Origin of the sequence: Amycolatopsis sp. NPDC088138 (assembly GCF_044741685.1) — a bacterium.
Lineage (GTDB): Bacteria > Actinomycetota > Actinomycetes > Mycobacteriales > Pseudonocardiaceae > Amycolatopsis.
Genome location: NZ_JBIUTB010000002.1, coordinates 305,738 through 323,640 on the forward strand (window position 1 = coordinate 305,738; position 17,903 = coordinate 323,640).

The 17,903-nt window shown below is 72.2% G+C and carries 17 protein-coding genes and 1 pseudogene; 12 read left to right on the top strand and 6 right to left on the bottom strand.

Features of this window, described 5'->3' with window-relative positions; translation table 11 throughout:
* Window positions 1-118, top strand: a pseudogene (locus ACIOD2_RS08925) (3-oxoacyl-ACP reductase); the annotation flags it as partial.
* 197 nt (window positions 119-315) lie between these two features.
* Here ACIOD2_RS08925 and ACIOD2_RS08930 read toward each other — a convergent pair.
* The 4 genes from ACIOD2_RS08930 to ACIOD2_RS08945 are packed head-to-tail and all read right to left on the bottom strand — an operon-like array spanning window position 316 to window position 4,171.
* Window positions 316-1,500 (bottom strand): PQQ-dependent sugar dehydrogenase, encoded by a 1,185-nt coding sequence (locus tag ACIOD2_RS08930; RefSeq protein WP_400536108.1) that lies wholly within the window; start codon window positions 1,498-1,500, stop codon window positions 316-318.
* Between the two features lie 17 nt (window positions 1,501-1,517).
* Window positions 1,518-2,369: an alpha/beta fold hydrolase gene (locus tag ACIOD2_RS08935; protein WP_400536111.1), complete on the bottom strand. Its 852-nt coding sequence runs from the start codon at window positions 2,367-2,369 to the stop codon at window positions 1,518-1,520.
* Window positions 2,370-2,414: 45 nt separating this feature from the next.
* A complete protein-coding gene (locus tag ACIOD2_RS08940; protein ID WP_400536113.1) occupies window positions 2,415-3,071 on the bottom strand; it encodes a response regulator in 657 nt (218 codons plus the stop codon).
* Entirely contained in the window at window positions 3,068-4,171 is a 1,104-nt protein-coding gene (locus ACIOD2_RS08945) for a sensor histidine kinase (RefSeq protein WP_400537961.1), read from the bottom strand. The genes ACIOD2_RS08940 and ACIOD2_RS08945 overlap by 4 nt, the downstream gene beginning before the upstream one ends.
* Window positions 4,172-4,317: 146 nt before the next feature.
* On the opposite strand from ACIOD2_RS08945, the gene ACIOD2_RS08950 reads away from it, so the two are divergent.
* Together ACIOD2_RS08950 and ACIOD2_RS08955 are read left to right on the top strand one after the other, a co-directional pair.
* On the top strand, window positions 4,318-4,914 hold the full coding sequence (locus ACIOD2_RS08950) for a class I SAM-dependent methyltransferase (protein ID WP_400536115.1): 597 nt from the start codon (window positions 4,318-4,320) through the stop codon (window positions 4,912-4,914).
* Window positions 4,886-5,374: a DedA family protein gene (locus ACIOD2_RS08955; protein WP_400536117.1), complete on the top strand. Its 489-nt coding sequence runs from the start codon at window positions 4,886-4,888 to the stop codon at window positions 5,372-5,374. The genes ACIOD2_RS08950 and ACIOD2_RS08955 overlap by 29 nt, the downstream gene beginning before the upstream one ends.
* Here ACIOD2_RS08955 and ACIOD2_RS08960 read toward each other — a convergent pair.
* Complete coding sequence (locus tag ACIOD2_RS08960) at window positions 5,350-6,126, bottom strand: helix-turn-helix domain-containing protein (protein WP_400536119.1); 777 nt, start codon at window positions 6,124-6,126, stop codon at window positions 5,350-5,352. The two genes, ACIOD2_RS08955 and ACIOD2_RS08960, sit on opposite strands and share 25 nt — an antisense overlap.
* A 74-nt stretch (window positions 6,127-6,200) precedes the next feature.
* On the opposite strand from ACIOD2_RS08960, the gene ACIOD2_RS08965 reads away from it, so the two are divergent.
* The gene (locus ACIOD2_RS08965) at window positions 6,201-7,124 is read left to right on the top strand and encodes an LLM class flavin-dependent oxidoreductase (protein ID WP_400536121.1); all 924 of its coding nucleotides are present in this window, start codon (window positions 6,201-6,203) and stop codon (window positions 7,122-7,124) included.
* 52 nt (window positions 7,125-7,176) lie between these two features.
* Entirely contained in the window at window positions 7,177-10,734 is a 3,558-nt protein-coding gene (gene mfd, locus ACIOD2_RS08970) for a transcription-repair coupling factor (protein WP_400537963.1), read from the top strand.
* Between the two features lie 53 nt (window positions 10,735-10,787).
* Here the strand turns inward: mfd and ACIOD2_RS08975 are convergent, their stop codons facing one another.
* A complete protein-coding gene (locus tag ACIOD2_RS08975; RefSeq protein WP_400536124.1) occupies window positions 10,788-11,195 on the bottom strand; it encodes a hypothetical protein in 408 nt (135 codons plus the stop codon).
* 86 nt (window positions 11,196-11,281) lie between these two features.
* Here ACIOD2_RS08975 and ACIOD2_RS08980 point away from each other — a divergent pair, with 86 nt between their 5' ends.
* The 7 genes from ACIOD2_RS08980 to ACIOD2_RS09010 all read left to right on the top strand — a co-directional run bounded on the left by ACIOD2_RS08980 (window position 11,282) and on the right by ACIOD2_RS09010 (window position 17,794).
* Entirely contained in the window at window positions 11,282-12,331 is a 1,050-nt protein-coding gene (locus ACIOD2_RS08980) for a hypothetical protein (protein WP_400536126.1), read from the top strand.
* Window positions 12,328-13,260, top strand: coding sequence for a MazG family protein (locus ACIOD2_RS08985; RefSeq protein ID WP_400536129.1), 933 nt, complete (start codon window positions 12,328-12,330; stop codon window positions 13,258-13,260). Before ACIOD2_RS08980 ends, ACIOD2_RS08985 begins: the two co-directional genes overlap by 4 nt.
* A gap of 54 nt (window positions 13,261-13,314) precedes the next feature.
* Window positions 13,315-13,872, top strand: a complete 558-nt coding sequence (locus tag ACIOD2_RS08990) for an RNA polymerase sigma factor (RefSeq protein WP_400536131.1) — start codon at window positions 13,315-13,317, stop codon at window positions 13,870-13,872.
* On the top strand, window positions 13,869-14,678 hold the full coding sequence (locus ACIOD2_RS08995) for a zf-HC2 domain-containing protein (RefSeq protein WP_400536133.1): 810 nt from the start codon (window positions 13,869-13,871) through the stop codon (window positions 14,676-14,678). Before ACIOD2_RS08990 ends, ACIOD2_RS08995 begins: the two co-directional genes overlap by 4 nt.
* Before the next feature lie 10 nt (window positions 14,679-14,688).
* Window positions 14,689-15,492: an ABC transporter ATP-binding protein gene (locus ACIOD2_RS09000; protein WP_400536136.1), complete on the top strand. Its 804-nt coding sequence runs from the start codon at window positions 14,689-14,691 to the stop codon at window positions 15,490-15,492.
* The gene (locus tag ACIOD2_RS09005; protein ID WP_400537965.1) at window positions 15,492-16,850 is read left to right on the top strand and encodes a hypothetical protein; all 1,359 of its coding nucleotides are present in this window, start codon (window positions 15,492-15,494) and stop codon (window positions 16,848-16,850) included. Before ACIOD2_RS09000 ends, ACIOD2_RS09005 begins: the two co-directional genes overlap by 1 nt.
* A 380-nt stretch (window positions 16,851-17,230) precedes the next feature.
* The gene (locus tag ACIOD2_RS09010; RefSeq protein WP_400536138.1) at window positions 17,231-17,794 is read left to right on the top strand and encodes a hypothetical protein; all 564 of its coding nucleotides are present in this window, start codon (window positions 17,231-17,233) and stop codon (window positions 17,792-17,794) included.
* The last annotated feature ends 109 nt before the right edge of the window (window positions 17,795-17,903 follow it).

Consider the following 17,903-nt stretch of genomic DNA (forward strand, 5'->3'; position numbering starts at 1 on the left):
TCGTGCGCACGTGACCGTTCGCGTCACCGCTGTGGTGACGTTTCTGGCGAGCTCCGCCGCCGGGCACGTCACCGGGCAGGTGGTGCACGTCAACGGCGGGGCTCACCCCGGCAGATAGCTGGAAGCCGGTCCCCGGACGCCAGGTCGGCGGTGGCGTCCGGGGACCGGCGCGGTGCTGCCGCGGGAACGCTTTCTTCGGACCGCGTCCAACACTCGTCGGTGGCGGGCGAAAACTCCTGGTGCACACCATGTTCCGCGCTCGCATCGCGGCACGACAGTGTTCCCGGCACCGACCGGGTGTGTCTTTTGCACGCCTCAGGCGGGCGTGACCTTCAGCAGCTTGTCGTTCGTCCCGTCCGAGGTGGTCACGTACAGCGCGCCGTCCGGGCCACTGCGGACCGCCCGCAACCGGCCGAACTTGTCGTCGAACTCGGGCGGCAGGGAGACGTCGAGGACCTTGCCCGCGGGGTCCAGGTGGAACAGCAGCAGCTTCTGTCCCTTGAGGGCGACGACGACGAGCGCGCCGTCGTTCGGGCCCCACTGGGCGCCGGTCAGGAACGCGTCGCCGCTGATCGCCTCGGTGATCTTGCCGGACGTCCACAGTGGACTCACCGCGTCCGGGAAGCGCTTGAGGTCGGTCATCGGCACGCTCTCGTCGTAGTCCGAGTCCGTGCCGCCCTTCGAGGGGTCCCAGCCGTAGTTCGCGCCCGGCTTCAGCAGGTTGACCTCGTCGTCGAACGTCGGGCCGTGCTCCGCGGTGATCACCTGGCCGCTGCCCGGCCGGATCGCCACGCCCTGCAGGTTGCGGTGCCCGTAGGTGTAGATGAGCTGCTCACGCGGATCCGATGAGGTGATGAACGGGTTGTCCGGCAACGGTTTCCCGGTCTTCGCATCCAGCCGCAGCACCTTGCCGCCCAAGGCGTGACGGTCCTGCGAGACGGTCGACTTCGCCGTGTCGCCGGTGCCGACCAGCAGTGCGCCGTCCGGCGCGAACGTCGGACGGCAGCCGGAGTGCCGGCCGCTCGGGTTGACCGGCAGCCCGGTGAGCAGGTTCTTGACCTTCGCCGCGCTCGCGCCGTCGTCGGCCAGCCTCCAGGTGACCAGCCGGATGTCGACGGCCTTGCCGCCCTCCTGGTGGTCCTGGCAGGTGATGAACTCGCGGCTGGTCGTGAAGTCCGGGCTGATCACCATGCCGAGCAGTCCGCCCTCACCCTGCACGAGGACGTCGGAGAAGTCCGCCTTGACGTCGGTGGCCTTGCCGTCGCGGACCAGCGCGAGCTTGCCGGGCCGCTGCGGCACGAGGTAACCGCCGTCGGGCAGGAAGCCGATGTCCCAGCCGTGCTCGAGGCCTTCGGTGACCGTCTCGACCTTGAACTTCCCGCTGGTCGCCGCGGGTGTGGACGCGGGTGGCGGGACGCTCTGCACCGGGGCGCTCGACGCCCCCGAACAGCCCGCGACCAGCAGGGACACCACACCGATGAGACCCAGCACACACCGCATAACGGCTCATCCTGCCATCAAGCGGTGAAATCGCCGTTCGCTGCGGCGCGCGTGAGGAACTCCAGGTCCGCGTCGCCCGGGAGGTAGTGCCCGGTGCCGGGAACGAGGTCGACGACGGCGTCCGGCGCGACGGCCTCGAGCCGCCGCTTGGTCGTCGCGGAGTCGACCATGACGTCGTCCGCGCCGGCGACGGCGTACACCGGCATGGTCAGCCCGGCCAGCGCGGCGTCGTCGAACGCCGGGAACGGCCCGGTGCGGTAGCGGTAGTTCGCCGACACGAGCAGCTGGTGCTCGACGACCGGCGACGATCCCGCGTCACCGAGCACGCCGGCCACGGACCTGCGGCGCCCCCATTCGCCCAGCATCGCCAGGAGTACGGCCTTGACCAGGAACCCCTTTTTCATCGGGCCTAGGCCGATCGGGGACCGCAGCGCCAGCGCCGTGACGCGCCCGGGCCGCCGGGTCGCGTAGTCGAGCGCGAGCCAGCTGCCGAGCGACGACGTCAGGAAGGCCGCCGACGCGACCCCGAAGTGGTCGAGCACGGCGTCCAGCCAGGTCGCGTACCGGTCCGTGCCGAGCGGCGGGCGCGTCTCGGCGCTCAGTCCCGGCTCGCCGATGACGTCGACGGCGTACACCCGGAACCGCCCGGCCAGCTCCGGGAGCCGGTGGGCCCACTCGCCGGAGTTGCTGCCGGAACCGTGCAGCAGCACGAGGGCCGGGGCGCCGGCCGGGCCGGAGACGAGCACGAACGTCTCGCCCTCGGGGGTCGGCACCCGCACCTGCTCGTGGGGGACGGGCCACGCCTTCAGGACGTCGAGGTAGCGCTCGCGCAGCAGCCGGGCGCCGGCTTCGGACTTGTATATCGTCATGCAAAGTACTCTAACCTTCCCTATCAAGGGGTTAAATAGGGAGTATTAGGTCCCTGGTCGGACGAGGCCAGATTCGTAGGCGAACACCACCGCGTGCACCCGGTCGCGCAGCCGCAGCTTGCCCAGGATCCGCCCGACGTGCGTTTTCACCGTCGTCTCGCCGATGTACAGCTTCGCCGCGATCTCGCCGTTCGACAGCCCGCGCGCGATCAGCCCCAGCACGTCCTTCTCGCGCTCGGTCAGCACGCCGAGCTTCGCCACGTCCACCGGGTCGCGGTCGTCGTCGAGGTAGCGGTCGAGCAGCCGCCGCGTGACCGAGGGCGAGACCATCGCGTCACCGCGCAGCACCCCGCGGACCGCGACGAGCATCTCCTCCGACGGCGCGTCCTTCACCAGGAACCCGCTGGCCCCGGCGCGCAACGCGGCGTAGGCGTACTCGTCGAGGTCGAACGTCGTGATGATCAGGACCCGCACGTCCGGCAACTCGGCGCAGATCCGCCCGGTCGCCGTGACGCCGTCGAGCACCGGCATCCGGACGTCCATCAGGACCAGGTCCGGCCGCAGCTCCCGGGCCTTCTCGACGGCTTCCGCGCCGTTCGCGGCCTCGCCGACGACGGCGAGGTCGTCCTGGCTCTCGACGATCATCCGCAAGCCGACTCGCACCAGCTCCTGGTCGTCGCAGAGCAGCACCCGGACGCTCACGGCCCGACCACCAGGCTCGCGCACACCCGGTAGCCGCCGCCGGGGAGTGGCCCGGTGGCCAGCTCGCCGTGGTACATCTCGACGCGCTGGCGCATCCCTTCCAGCCCCCGGCCGGACGACGGCAGCACCGGCGAAGGTGCCGCTTCACCGCCGGTGTTCGTCACCTCGATCCGGGTCTCGCGGGGCCCGAAGGCGACTTCGACGCGGCCGGTCGCGTCGGCCGGGGCGTGCTTGATCATGTTGGTCAGTGCCTCCTGGACGATCCGGTACGCCTGCAGCGCGGCGCTCGCGGGCAGGCCGCCCGGGTCGCCGGTGACGTCGAGCGTCACCTCGCGCCCGGACTGCCCGACGAGCTGCCGCAGCTCCGCGACCGTCGGCTGCGGGCTGCGCGCGGCCTGGCCGGCGTGCAGGACGTCGAGGAGCCGCCGCAGCTCGGCGAGCGCGTCGCGGCCGGTGCGGCCGATGGTGTCGAGCGTGCGGTCGACGACGGCGGGGTCGCGATGACGGGCCAGCTTCGCGCCCTCGGCGTTCAGCACGATCACGCTCATGCTGTGCGCCAGCACGTCGTGCAGCTCCCGCGCGATCCGCGCGCGTTCCTCGGCGGCGACCGCGCGGGCCTGGGCGTCGGTGCGCTTCTCCTCTTCCGCGGTGAGCTGTTCCTTGGCGTGGAAGAACTCCCCGAGCGCCCAGGCGGCGATGTGCAGCGGGAGGGTCCCGACGATCGTGATGGTCGGGTTGTCGGAGTAGGTGCCCCAGGAGAAGCCCCACAGGAGGTCGAGGGCGACGACGCAGGCGGCGATCAGCGCGCCGAACCGCCGGTCGCCCAGCTTCACGAGGGTGAACAGCACCACGGCCATGCTCAGCTCGGCGCGGCCGCGGTCGAACGCCCAGATCTCGTTCGTGTACCCCACGGTCGCCCCGGCGATGATCAGCACCGCGGCGATCCGCGGGTAGCGGCGGCGCACGAGCAGCGGCAGCAGGAACAGCATCGGGATCGCGCGGGTGCTCCACGGCGCGTCACCGTTCCAGTTGGGTGCCAGGGAGACGAACACGGCGTACAGCGGCAGGTCCACCGTCCACCGGTGCCTCCGCACCCACATCACCAGTCGTTCCACGGACCGAACGTAACGCGGCGGCCGGGCCGGTGGCGTCATTCCTCCGGTCGGACCTTGTCCTCCTTCGGGAGGACAAGGTGGGCCGGACCGGCGGATCCGCGGCCACCCCGGCGGTTCCTAGCGTCGGGATCATGTCGATCACCAGCGAATTCCTTCGCCACCCGATGCTGACGGGCGCGATCGCGGCCAGCTCGCCACGGCTCGCCGTGACGATGACGGCCGGCCTCGGCCTGGAACGCGCGTCGCGCGTCGCCGAGCTGGGTCCGGGCACCGGCGTCTTCACCGAAGCCGTCCTCGCGCTGCTACCCGTCGAAGCGCGCTTCACGGCCGTAGAGATCAACCCGCGTTTCGCGGACGCGCTGCGGGACCGGTTCCCGCGGGCCGACGTCGTGACGGGCTCGGCGGAACACCTTGCGCCCGAACAGTTCGACGTCGTCGTGTCCGGTCTGCCGTGGACCGCCATGACCGCGGACCGGCAACGTTGCATCCTCGACGCGGTCACGGCTTCGCTCGCCGCGAACGGCCGGTTCACGACGTTCGCGTACGCCCACGCGGCCTGGACACCACCCGCGCGACGCTTCGCCGCTTCACTGCGAAGCCGCTTCGCTGTCGTAGAGCGGACTTCGGTCGTCTGGGGGAACCTGCCGCCGGCGTTCGTCTACCGCGCGGCGCTGCCGGTGAGCGTGGGGAGGACCTGGCGTGGACAGCCTGCTGCGGCCTCTGCTTGACGCGCCAGCGGCGGTCGTCTACCTGGTCTGCGGCCTGCTGATCACGGCGGAAACCGCGCTGCTGCCGGGAATCGTGCTGCCGACGCTGTCGGCGTTGCTGCTGATGGGTTTCCTCGCCGAACGCGGCACGCTCCACCTGGGACTCGCGTTCGCGGTGGCCGTGGTGGCGGCCGTGCTGGGGGACCAGCTCGCGTACCTCGAAGGACGGCGGTGGGGACGCCGGTTGGCGCGCCGCGTCGGCCAGGACCGCTGGGACCGCGCGGAATCGGCCGTCGCACGCCACGGCGTCCCGGCGGTGATCGCCGGGCGCTGCCTGGTCGGCGTGCGCACGCTCATGCCGCGGGTGGCGGGGTCGGCGGCGATGCCGTACCGGCGGTTCGCGGCGGGCAGCGTGTGCGCGGCCGTGCTGTGGGCTGGCGCGGAACTGCTGGTGGGTCACTTGACGGCATTGGTCGTCTGAAGCAGGGCTTCTGCGGTTTCCGCGTCCGCGGGCAGGAAGGTCTCCAGCTTCAGCTCCGACACCGTGACGTCCGCCGCGGTCGCGAACGTCGTGATCGCGGTGATCAGCCGCAGCTCACCGACCGAAGTGGACAGTCGGACCGGCACCGCGAAACCCAGGTGGTCCGGGGCCGGCGGGGGTGCCGGCGGCAGGTACGACTCGAGTTCGGCGAGCTGGGCGGCCAGCCGGTCGTCGGGGGTGCGGGCCAGGTCGTTGCGGATGCGCTCGAGGATGTGGCGCGCCCAGTCGTCCAGGTTGCGCACGCGCGGCGCCATGCCCTGCGGGTGCAGCGCGAGCCGCAGCGTGTCCACCGGCTCCTCCAGCAGCTCCGGCGCGACGCCCTCGGTGAGCAGGCCGAACGCGTCGTTGCTCGCGACCAGCACGCCGTAGCGGTCGACGACGATGGCCGGGTAGGGGCGGTGGCCGTCGAGCAGCCGCCGCAGGCCGTCGAGGACCGGCTTGATCGCCGGGTCGTCGAGCTTCGTCTCGGGGTACGACGGTGCGAAACCGGCGGCGTAGAGCAGGCCGTTGCGTTCGCGCAGCGGCAGTTCGAGGGACTCGGCGACGCGCAGCACCATCGCGCGCCCGGGCAGCGAGCGCCCGCTCTCCATGAAGCTCACGTGCCGCTGCGTCGTCCCGGCCCGCAAGGCCAGGTCGAGCTGGCTGATGTGGCGCCGTACGCGCCAGTCCTTGAGCGCCGTTCCGAAGTTCACCCGCCCATCATCTCGGCCCGCGCCATTCCCCGCGAGGAATTGAGCGCATACCCCGCCGCGGCGAGGCTGGCGGCATGACGAACTACGGCCTGGTCGTACCGACCTACCAGCCCATCCTCGACGCCGGGCGGACCGCGCCCGAGCTGGTCGAGACCGCCGTCGAGGCCGAGCGGCTCGGCCTCGACTCGGTGTGGGTGGGCGACACGCTCGCCCGCGCCCCGATCGACGCGCTGGCGATCCTGAGCGCGTTCGCCGCGCGCACCTCCCGCGTCACGCTCGGGACGGCGTCGCTGCTCCCGGCGCTGCGGAACCCGGTTCTCACGGCGAACCAGCTGCTGAGCATCGACCTGCTCAGCGGCGGACGGCTCACCGTGGCGGTCGGCGCCGGGTTCACCGGGCGGAGTGAACCGGAGTTCGCGTTCGCGGGTGTCCCGTGGGCGCGGCGCCGGGCGCGGCTGGACGACATCGTCGCGCTGTGGCGGGCCGCGTGGGGCGGCGCGTCGTCGTTCCACGGGCCGGTCCTGCAGTACGACTCCCTGCCGGTCTTCCCGGCGCCGTCCCGTCCGGGCGGCCCGCCGGTGTGGCTGGCGGCGCACACGCCGACGGCCCTGGAGCGCGCCGGGCGGCTGTACGACGGCTGGCTGCCCTACCCGCCGGACCCGGCGGACTACGTCTCGGGGCTGGCCACGATCCGGTCGACGGCGACCCGCCCGGTGACGCCGGCGCTGTTCGCGACGGTCCTGGTCGAGGACGACGCCGAGCGCGGGAAGGTGCTGCTGGACGAGTACTGCCGGCGGAACTACGGCATGCCGCCGGAGTTCGTCCAGCGGATCCAGATGCAGGTCACGGGCACGGTCGCGGAGGTGGCCGCACAGCTGCGCGAGTACGCCGGGGCGGAGCACGTGCTGCTGCGCATCGCGAGCACCGAGCCGAAGGTCTTCGACGAGCAGCTGCCGCGGCTCGCGGAGCTGGCGGAGCACCTGCGCGCCCAGCGGTGACCGGAAATGTGTCGGGGGTGGCACGTAGGCTGGGACCGTGACCGACGCTTCACTGTCCGGACTCCTCACCGCCACCCTTCCCGACCCGGCCCTGCGCGGAGTGGTCGAGCGCGCCGGCGCGCCGCTGCTCGAACTCCAAGGGCCGATCGCCGCGCGCCAGCTCGTCGCGGCCGCCCTCGCCAGTGACGACGGTGCCGGGAAACCCGTGCTCACCGTGACCGCCACCGGCCGCGAGGCCGACGAGCTGACCGCGTCGCTGGGCGCCCTGCTCGGCAAGGGCCGGGTCGCCGACTTCCCCTCCTGGGAGACGCTGCCCCACGAGCGGCTCTCGCCCCGCGCCGACACCGTCGGGCGGCGGCTGGAGGTGCTCCACCGGCTCAAGACCGGCGACGACGAGCTGCGCGTCGTCGTCGCCACCGTCCGGAGCCTGATCCAGCCGATGGCGCCCGGCCTGGGCTCGCTGGCGCCCGTCGACCTGGTCGTCGGCGAGGAGCAGAGCTTCGACGCCCTGCTCGAACGGCTGGTCGAGCTGGCCTACACCCGCGTCGACATGGTCGAGAAGCGCGGCGAGTTCGCCGTCCGCGGCGGCATCCTCGACCTGTTCGGCCCGACCGCGCAGCACCCGGTCCGGGTCGAGTTCTGGGGCGACGAGGTCAGCGAGATCCGCGCGTTCGCCGTCTCCGACCAGCGGTCGCTGCCCGGCGAGATCCCGCGCGTCACCGCGCCGCCGTGCCGTGAGCTGCTGCTCACCCAGCCGGTCCGGGAGAAGGCCGCGGAGCTGGCGAAGACCTACGAAGCCGACGCCCACCTGGCCGAGATGCTCACCAAGCTGGCCGACGGCATCCCCGTCGAAGGCATGGAGGCGCTCATCCCGGTGCTCTGCGAAGGCGAGCTGGAGCTGCTCACCGACGCGATGCCGGTCGGCACCCACGTGCTGCTCACCGACCCGGAGAAGATCCGCGCCCGCGCCGCCGACCTCGTCCGCACCGGCCAGGAGTTCCTCGAAGCGTCCTGGACGACGGCCGCGGCGGGCGGCCAGGCCCCGATCGACCTCGGCGCGTCCGCCTACCGCGGTCTCGAAGGCATCGCCACCCACGCGCGGGACACCAAGCGCACCTGGTGGACGCTCAGCCAGCTGACCAGCGAAGACCCCGACGTCTACCGCGTCACGGTCGAGTCCGCACCGTCGTACCGCGGCGAACTCGAACGCGCGATGACGGACCTGCGCGCGCACACCGCTGCCGGCGGCACGGCGGTGCTCGTCGTCGCCGGGCACGGCACCGCGTCGCGTGCGGTCGAGCAGCTCTCGAGCGCCGACGTCCCGGCGATCCTGGCCGGTGACGGCGTCACCGGCCCGCTCCGGCCCGGCACGGTCACGGTCACCTGCGGCGCCCTCACCGACGGGTTCGTCGCCCCGGAGCGCGCCCTCGTCGTGCTGTCGGAGGCGGACCTCACCGGCCGCGGGGCCGGCGCCGGAACGTCCACAAAGGACCTCACCACCAAGATGCCGTCCCGGCGGCGCAACGCCGTCGACCCGCTGGCGCTCAAGAATGGCGACTACGTCGTGCACGAGCAGCACGGCATCGGCCGGTTCGTCGAGATGGTGCAGCGCACGGTCGCCGGCGCGACCCGCGAGTACCTGCTGCTGGAGTACGGCTCGTCCAAGCGCGGGCACCCCGGTGACCGCCTGTTCGTGCCGACCGACCAGCTCGACGAGGTGTCCAAGTACGTCGGCGGTGAGCTGCCGACGTTGAACAAGCTCGGCGGCTCCGACTGGAAGAACACCAAGGCGCGGGCCAAGAAGGCGGTCAAGGAGATCGCCGCGGAGCTGGTGCAGCTCTACGCCGCCCGCCAGGCCGCGCCCGGGCACGCGTTCGGCCCGGACACGCCGTGGCAAGGGGAGCTCGAGGACGCCTTCCCGTTCACCGAAACCAACGATCAGCTCGCCGCGATCGACGAGGTCAAGGGCGACATGGAGCGCGGGGTCCCGATGGACCGCGTGATCTGCGGCGACGTCGGGTACGGCAAGACCGAGATCGCCGTGCGCGCGGCCTTCAAGGCGGTGCAGGACGGCAAGCAGGTCGCGGTGCTCGTCCCGACCACGCTGCTCGCCCAGCAGCACCTCAACACCTTCACCGAGCGCATGCACTCCTTCCCGGTGAAGATCCGTGGCCTGTCGCGGTTCTCCGCCAAGAGCGAGACCGACGCGACCCTGGAACAGCTGGCCAGCGGCGAGATCGACATCGTCATCGGCACGCACCGCCTGCTGCAGACAGGCATCCGCTACAAGGACCTGGGTCTCGTGATCGTCGACGAGGAGCAGCGTTTCGGTGTCGAGCACAAGGAACACATCAAGGCGCTGCGCACGCACGTCGACGTCCTGACGATGTCCGCGACGCCGATCCCGCGCACGCTCGAGATGTCGCTGGCCGGCATCCGCGAGATGTCGACGATCCTGACGCCGCCGGAAGACCGGCACCCGATCCTGACCTACGTCGGCTCGTACGACGACAAGCAGGTCGGTGCCGCGATCCGCCGTGAGCTGCTGCGTGACGGCCAGGTCTTCTACGTCCACAACCGCGTTTCGTCGATCGAGAAGGCCGCGCGCCACATCCGGGAGCTGGTGCCGGAGGCGCGGGTCGTCACCGCGCACGGGCAGATGAACGAGGACAAGCTCGAGAAGATCATCCAGGGCTTCTGGGAAAACGAGTACGACGTCCTGGTGTGCACCACGATCGTCGAGACCGGCCTCGACATCTCGAACGCGAACACGCTGCTGGTCGAACGCGGTGACCTGCTGGGTCTCGCGCAGCTGCACCAGCTTCGCGGCCGCGTCGGGCGCGGGCGCGAGCGCGGGTACGCGTACTTCCTGTACCCGCCGGAGGCGCCGCTGACGGAGACGGCCCACGACCGCCTCGCGACGATCGCCCAGAACACCGAGCTGGGCGCGGGCATGGCGGTCGCGATGAAGGACCTGGAGATCCGCGGCGCCGGCAACATCCTGGGCGCGGAGCAGTCCGGCCACATCGCGGGTGTCGGCTTCGACCTGTACGTGCGGCTGGTCGGCGAAGCGGTCGACGCGTTCCGGAGGCACGCGGGCGCCGAGCCGGCGGAGGACGAGGAGATGGCCGACGTCCGCGTCGACCTCCCGATCGACGCCCACCTCCCGCACGACTACGTGCCGGGCGAGCGGCTGCGCCTGGAGGCGTACCGCAAGATCGCGGCGGCGCCGGACACCGCGGGCCTGGACGCGGTGCGCGAGGAGCTGATCGACCGCTACGGCCAGCCGCCGGCACCGGTCAACCGGTTGCTGGCGGTGGCGAGGTTCCGGCACACGTGCCGGGAGGCGGGCGTGACGGAGGTGGCCGTCCAGGGCAACACCGTCCGGTTCGCGCCGCTGCCGTTGCAGGACTCGCAGATGGTGCGGTTGAAGCGGCTGTACCCGAAGGCGATGTTCAAGGCCGTGACGAACACGGTGTCCGTCCCGAAGCCCACGGAAGGTCCCGCGGGCGGCCGGATCGGCGCGCCGACGTTGCGCGACGAAGAACTGCTCGACTGGTGCACGAAACTGCTGACGCAGTTGACGAAGAAGCCCGCGCCGGTTTCGTAGCGGGGCGCGGGAAAAGGGCGGCGTGTCCCTTCCGGGAAACGCCGCCCTGGCGGTCAGCCGACTTCGCTGAACATCGGCGGCATCGGCTCCGCCAGCCCCATCCGCACCTGCTCCATCGGCACCGGAACCGCTCCGGCGCCCGCCATCGGCAGCGGCCGTGGCCTGCGTGGTTTACGCGCCCCCGCGCCACCGCCGCGTCCCGGGTACACGAGCAGTCCGCGCGCCGGGTCCGGTACCGCGTCCAGCGCCGCCGTCACGACCGGCAGCGTCCGGAACGCGTCCCGGCTTTCGTCGGAACGGAATTCGATCTCCAGTACGACGCCCCAGCGGTGTTCGTGCCACACCCACTGCTCGGCGCCGTTCGTCAATGCTGCTTCGGTCAGTGCGTCACCGCGGGCGAGGCGCCACAACGTAGCCGTGGACTCGCCATCGAAGACCTCGATGGTCAGCCAGTGGTCCATGTCATGGACGTTACGCCCGCCGACACCGCACCTGTGTTGCGTTTCGGGTGCGATGGTGTGAGAGGGTATGCGCTGTGATGCGGATCATGGGGCGCCCTCGCGCGCTGGTCGCGGTTGTTGCCGGTGCTCTTCTGCTCGCCGGCTGCGGCACGGGCCCCAGTCAGGTCGGCAGCGCCGCGATCGTCGGCGACACCTCGATTTCCATCGACCAGGTGCAGAACCTGATCGACAAGGCCGTCCGCGAGCACCCGTACGCGCAGAAGCTGGCCTCCGAGCACAAGCTCGACCTGCTCGGCCGGGCGTTCGTCGGCCAGCTCGTGCTGCACGAGCTGCTCCTGAAGGCCGCGCAGCAGGAGGGCATTTCGCCCAACTACGGGCAGATCGACGCCCAGCTGGCGAAGGACCCCCTCGCCGGGGCGGTGCCCGCGAACTCGGCCAACGAGGCCCAGGCGGTCAGCCAGGTGGCCACCCGGGCGCGCGACCACCGCGAGGAGCTGACCGACGCCAACCTCGCGCAGGAGCTGGCCGACAAGACCATGCCGGACCTGGCGGTCACGTTCGACTACACGTCGATCGGTTCCCTCCCGACCGCCGACGGCCAGGAACCGCCCCAGGGTCCCGCCGCGCAGAAGGCGGCCTACGACCTCGGCCGGCAGTTCGCCGCCGACCCCGCGGCCGCGACCAAGCGCATCGGCGGCGACAACCAGTACGAGCAGTCGCTGCGGCAGCAGGCGGCCTCGCAGGGCCAGAACGTCGACTCCATCCCGCCGCTCACCGGCCTCGGCGTGGCGCTGCCGGCGGCGCAGGCCGGGGTGCTCGCCGCGACCCCGCTCTTCGGCTCCGCGGCCGGCACCGTCGCGGTCTTCCCGTACCCGAACCAGCAGGGCACGTGGTTCGTCGCCGTCGTCCGGCAGCGCGCGGACGACAAGCCCGTCGCCACGGAGCAGCCCCAGCCGCTCGACCCCGCCACCAAGGGCGCCATCGGCATGCGGCAGCTGCAGCCGTACTTCGACCGGCTCGGCGTGCGCGTCAACCCGCGGTACGGCGTGTGGGACGTCGTCGGCCTGACCGTCGTGCCGAACCAGGACGCCGCCCAGGGCCTCGTGCTGTCCTCGGGTGCTCCCCAGCAGCAGTGACCACCGGCGTCGTCGTGGTCGTCCGCGGGGCGACCCTGCCCGCCGCGGCGCTGAAGATCCTGCGTGAGTCCACCGCCGTCTACGCGGCCACGGACGTCGATCCCGCGGTGTTCGGGGTCCCGGCCGTGACGACGGCGTCGTCGCTGAAGGACATCGTGCTGCTCGCGACGTCCCGTGACGAGCCGGCTGCGTCCCTGCTCATCGCGACCGGTGCGCGGGTGATCGACACCCCGGTCCCGCCGCTGGTCGAGGCCGCGGACGTGATGGACCGGCTGCGCTCGCCCGGCGGCTGCCCGTGGGACGCCGTCCAGACGCACGAGTCGCTGCGGCAGTACCTGGTCGAGGAGACCTACGAGCTGCTGGACGCGATCGAAGACGGTGACCGCGAGGCCCTGCGCGAGGAGCTCGGCGACGTCCTGCTCCAGGTGCTGTTCCACGCCCGGGTGGCCGCCGAAGACGCCGACGACCCGTTCGGCATCGACGACGTCGCCGCCGCGCTCGTCGAGAAGCTGGTCGGCCGGCACCCGAACGTCTTCGCCGACGCCGACGAGGTGCGCACGGTCGAACACCAGAACCTCAAGTGGGAAGAGCTGAAGCAGCGCGAGAAGCAGCGTCAGTCCATTGTGGACGGTGTGGCGCTCGGCCAGCCCGCGGTCGCGCTGGCGGGCAAGCTCGGGCAGCGCAGCGGCCGTGCGGGCATCCCGCTCGACCTGTTCCCCGAGGGCTCGAACGCCGCCGCCCAGCTGTTCCGCATCGCCGCCACGGCGCGCCGCGCGGGTGTCGACGCCGAAGGCGAGCTGCGGGCGCTGGCGAAGGAGTTCGCGCTCGAGATCCGCGCCGCCGAGCAGGCCGCGCGCGACGCCGGCCTCGAGCCGACGACCCTGGAGGCGGACGGCTGGCGCAAGTTCTGGCCGACCCGCGAGGTGTGACGCAGCACACATTCGGGTGAGAACCGAATCCGATCATCCGGCGTCTTCCCTGGTGTGAGGACGAAGCCACTGGAGGACGCCGACGAGGAGCACCTCGTCCGGCGCACGGCCAAGGGCGACCGCGCGGCGTTCGAGGAGCTCTACCGCCGCACGTCGCCCTGGCTGGCCGTGCGCCTGCGCCGCCGGTGCGCGGACGAGCAGGTCGTCGCCGAGGTCATGCAGGAGACGTACCTGGCGGTCTGGCGCGCGGCGGGGTCGTTCGCGGGCGCCGCGACCGGCGGTTCCGCGGTCGGCTGGGTGTGGACCATCGCGGTGCGGCGGCTGGTCGACGCGTTCCGCCGCCGGGCGCACCACGCGCAGCCGCCACCGGTGATGGCGCTCGACGTCGCGCCGGTGCCGGGTGCCGAGGAAGAGGCGCTGGCGGCGGCGGTCGGCGACGAGGTCGGTGACGCGCTGCGCGACCTCGCGCCCGAGCTGCGGGCCGTGCTGCAGGCGATGGTGCTCGACGGGCTGACCGTCCGGGAGACCGCCGTCCTGCTCGGACTGCCGGAAGGAACCGTCAAGACCCGGGCCCGCCGGGCCCGGATCGCGATGCGGGAGGCACTGTCATGAACCATGCGTCGGACCGGCTCATCACCGGGTACGCGGCGGGTGACGACCTCCCCGGTGACCAGCTCTGGGGCCTCGAAGCGCACCTCGAAGCCTGCGCGCAGTGCCGGGCGCGGCTGGCCGCGCTGACACCGATGCAGCCGGTGGTGGACCTCGTCTGGTCGCGGCTCGCGGTGGACATCGAGCTGCCGAGCGCACCCGCGCACCCGCGCCCGGTCCGGAATCCGAAGCGGCGGCGGTGGCTGTCCACCTGGGTCACCCCGGTGATGGTGCCGTGGCTGGCGATGATCGTGCTGCTCACGCTGCTCGCGGTGGTGTTCGACCAGGTCTGGCGCACGGTGTTCGACACGACGGCGGTGCAATTGTTCGCCCCGGTGCTGCCGGTGCTGGGGGTCGCCGCGTCGTGGGCGCGGGGGCTCGATCCGGCGTACGAGGTCGTCGTCTCGACCCCGCGGGCCGGGCTGTACCTGATCTCGCGGCGGACGGTGGCGGTGCTGCTCGTCGTGCTGCCGGTGCTCGGCGTCGCCGGCTGGCTGACCGGGACCGGTGTCGCGCTCTGGCTGCTGCCGAGCCTGGCCTTCACCACCGGCACGCTCGCGCTGGGCGGGCTGATCGGGGTCACCCGGGCGGCGTACGCGCTGATCGCGGTCTGGGTCGCGCTGGTGGTGCTGCCGTCCGTGGCGGCCCAGCAGCAAACGTTTGCGCTCACCACCGGCGCGTTGCCGGTGTGGGCGGGGGTCTTCGCGCTGACGACGGTGGTGGTCGCCCTGCACAAGGGCGCCTTCACCCGGCTCGGCGTGCGCAACTAGGGAGGAAGACATGCGTGCTGTCGGGGCCGCCGAGATCGCGCCAACGGCCTACGCCTGGGAGATCCAGGCCGAGGGGCTCAAGGTGCGGGTGGGGCGTCGGAAGATGGCGGTGGACGGGGTCGACCTGTCCCTCGGCAAGGGGGTGCACGGCTTGCTCGGGCCGAACGGCGCGGGCAAGACGACGCTGATCCGGGCACTGGCCACGGTGCTCCGGCCGGCGGAAGGAACGCTGTCGTTGCTCGGTGCGCCGGCCGGGGGGCGCACCGGGCAGCGCGGCCTGCGCCGCCGGATCGGCTACCTGCCGCAGAACTTCGGGTACTACAAGCGGTTCACGGTCCGCGAGTTCGTCGAATACCTGGCGTGGCTCAAGGAGATGCCGAAGGCGGGCATCCCGGGCGCGGTGCAGCGCGCGGTGGAGCGGGTCGGGCTGGCCGACCGCGCCGACGACCGGATGAAGACGCTGTCCGGCGGCATGGTGCGGCGCGTCGGGATCGCCCAGGCGATCGTCAACGACCCGGACATCCTGCTGTTCGACGAGCCGACGGCCGGCCTCGACCCGGCGCAGCGCGTCCGGTTCCGCGAGCTCGTCCAGGAGCTGGGGCAGGACTCGTGCGTGCTGATCTCGACCCACCTGGTCGAAGACGTCGCCACGGCCTGCTCCGACGTCGTGCTGTTCGACGCGGGCAAGCTGGTTTTCCAGGGCACCCCCGGCGAACTGGCCGCGGCGGGGACGCCGGACCACGTCGGCGACAGCCCGATCGAGCGCGGCTATTCGGCGCTGCTGAACCACGAACCGGGCAAGGGGGCCTGGTGATGGTCTTCCGCATCGAGCTCCGGCGCTCCATCGCGCCCTGGGCCGGGCTGGCGCTGGTCGTCGTCGCGCTCGGGTTCCTGTTCCTGCTGTCCGGCCCGTGGTGGAAGGTGCCCGCGCCGTGGACGGGGAACACGACGACCACCGCGCTGTGGCTGCGGTTCCTGCTGGTGTTCCTGTGGCCGATCGCCGTCGGCGCCGGGGCGATCCAGGGCATGCGCGACAGCCGCTCCGGCATGGTCGAGCTGCTGTCCACGACATCGCGGCCGGGCTGGCACCGGGCGGTGCGGCTGGCCGGCGCGGTGGGGGCGCTGTGCGCGCTCGGAGTCGTGGTGGTGTTCGGTGTCGGCTTGGCCGAGGTGCTCGGGCACGGCGGGTTCGTCTCCGCGAGCTTCCTGCCGGTCCTCGTGGTCGGCCTGCTCGCCGTCGTGGCGGGCAGCTGGGCCGGCCTGGCGATCGGGCGGCTGCTGCCGCACCCGCTGACCGCGCCGGCGCTGGCCGTGCTGACCCTGGTGGTGTCGGTGCTGGCCTGGACCTCGATCGAGAGGAACGTGGTCCCGTTCTCGTACAGCCGGTTCGAACTGCTGGCGCCTGTTCTCGGGGAGCCACGGGGCGCGCTGGTGACGACGTCGACCGCGGTGGACCTCGGGCAGACGGCGTGGTTCGCGGGGCTCGCGGCGACGGGTTTCCTGCTGCTGGCGGCCGGTTCCACGCGGGCCAGGGTGCTGAGCCTGCTGCCGGTGGTGGTCGGCGCGGCGATCGCCCTGCCGGTCTTCCCGGCTTCCGCCGACGGGCTACTGGCCCCGGACGGCATCGCCGCCCAGAAGCTCTGCGACGGCCCGATCTGCGTCAGCCGGGCGCACGAGGACAGGCTGGCCGCGCTGGCCGGGCCGGGGCGGGAAGCGCTGGCCATGCTGGCGAAGCTGCCCGGCGCGCCCACCCGGATCGAGGAGCGGACGTCACCGGCCTCGGTCACCGACCCGCCCGCTCGTGATCCCGGCGTCGTCTACCTGGACTTCCAGCTCAACGACGTCCTGCTCACGGCGGACGCGAGCACCCTGCGGACGGCGGTGCTGTCCGGGGCCGGGCTGCCCACGTGCGTGCGACCGAGCTACGGCGACCTGGCCGACCTGGGCGGCCGCATGATCGCGGCGGCGTACTTCACCGGCGAGCTGAAGCCACTGCCCGAGTACGGCGGCAGCTGGTTCCGCCGGGAGTCCAGCCCGGTCGAGCAGGCGTGGCAGAAGTTCCGTGCGCTCCCGGCAGAGGTCCAGTTCGCGCGGATCGTCGCGCTGCGGCATGTGCTGCTGACCTGTCAGGGCGACCCGCTGGACACGTTGGTCCCGGGAGCGTTGCGATGAGGTGGGTGAGGCTGTGTGTCCGGTCGCGACAGCTTCCGGTGGAGGTCGGGTTCTCGCGGTTCGTGGCGTTGCGGCGAGTGCTGGTGACTTGCCAGGGTGATCCGTTGGTGCCGGGGGCGTTGCGATGAGGTGGGCGGGGCTGTGTGGTTGGTTGCGTCGCCTTCCGGTGGAGGTCGGGTTCGCGCAGTTCGTGGCGTTGCGGCGCGTGCTGCTGACCTGTCACGGCGATCCGTTGGTGCCGGGGGCGTTGCGATGAGGTGGGCGGGGCGGTGTGTCCGGTTGCGTCATCTTCCGGTGGAGGTCGGGTTCGCGCGGATCGTGGCGTTGCGGCGCGTGCTCCTGAGCTGCCAGGGCGACCCGCTGGTCCCGGGAGCGTTGCGATGAGGTGGGCGACGCTGTACGCCCGGTCGAGACAACTCCCGGCGGCGTTCGCGGCGCTGGTGGTGGCCACGGCCGTGCTGTGGTTCGTGGCTCGCGGCTCGTGGTCGCCCGTGCCGGTCATGCTGACGCTGACGGCCGGGATCGCGGTGGCGGCGATCGGACTCAGTGGCCAGGACCTGGACCTCGACCGCATCGCGGCGCTGCCGTGGCCGGTCCGCCGGCTCGTGCACCTGACGCTGATCGGCCTCGCGGCCGGGGGCGCGGTGCTGGCGGTCCAGGAGCTGGGCATGGCCATTGTCGACTTGTCGCTCATCGCGCGCGACACGGCGGGCCTGCTGGGCCTGGCCGGCCTGGCGGCGACGCTCGCGGGCGGCCAGTTCGGCTGGACCCTCCCGCTGCTCTGGGCGGCGATCACCCCGTTCGTCCAGAACGACGGCTCGACGACCAGCCACATCGTGGGGTGGATGCTGCAACCACCGGGCGCCCCCGCCGCCACGTGGACGGCGGTGGTCGTGGGGGTGGCGGGAGTGGTGGCCTACACGGGCTGGGGTGGTCGCCGCTAGCGAAACGGCTCAACCGAAAGCCGCGGTCGGGCGTGGGTACGGCAGCCGGACGCGGGTGCCGCGTGACCGGTTCCGCCGAGTCATGGGGGACTCCGCCGGAAACGGCTCA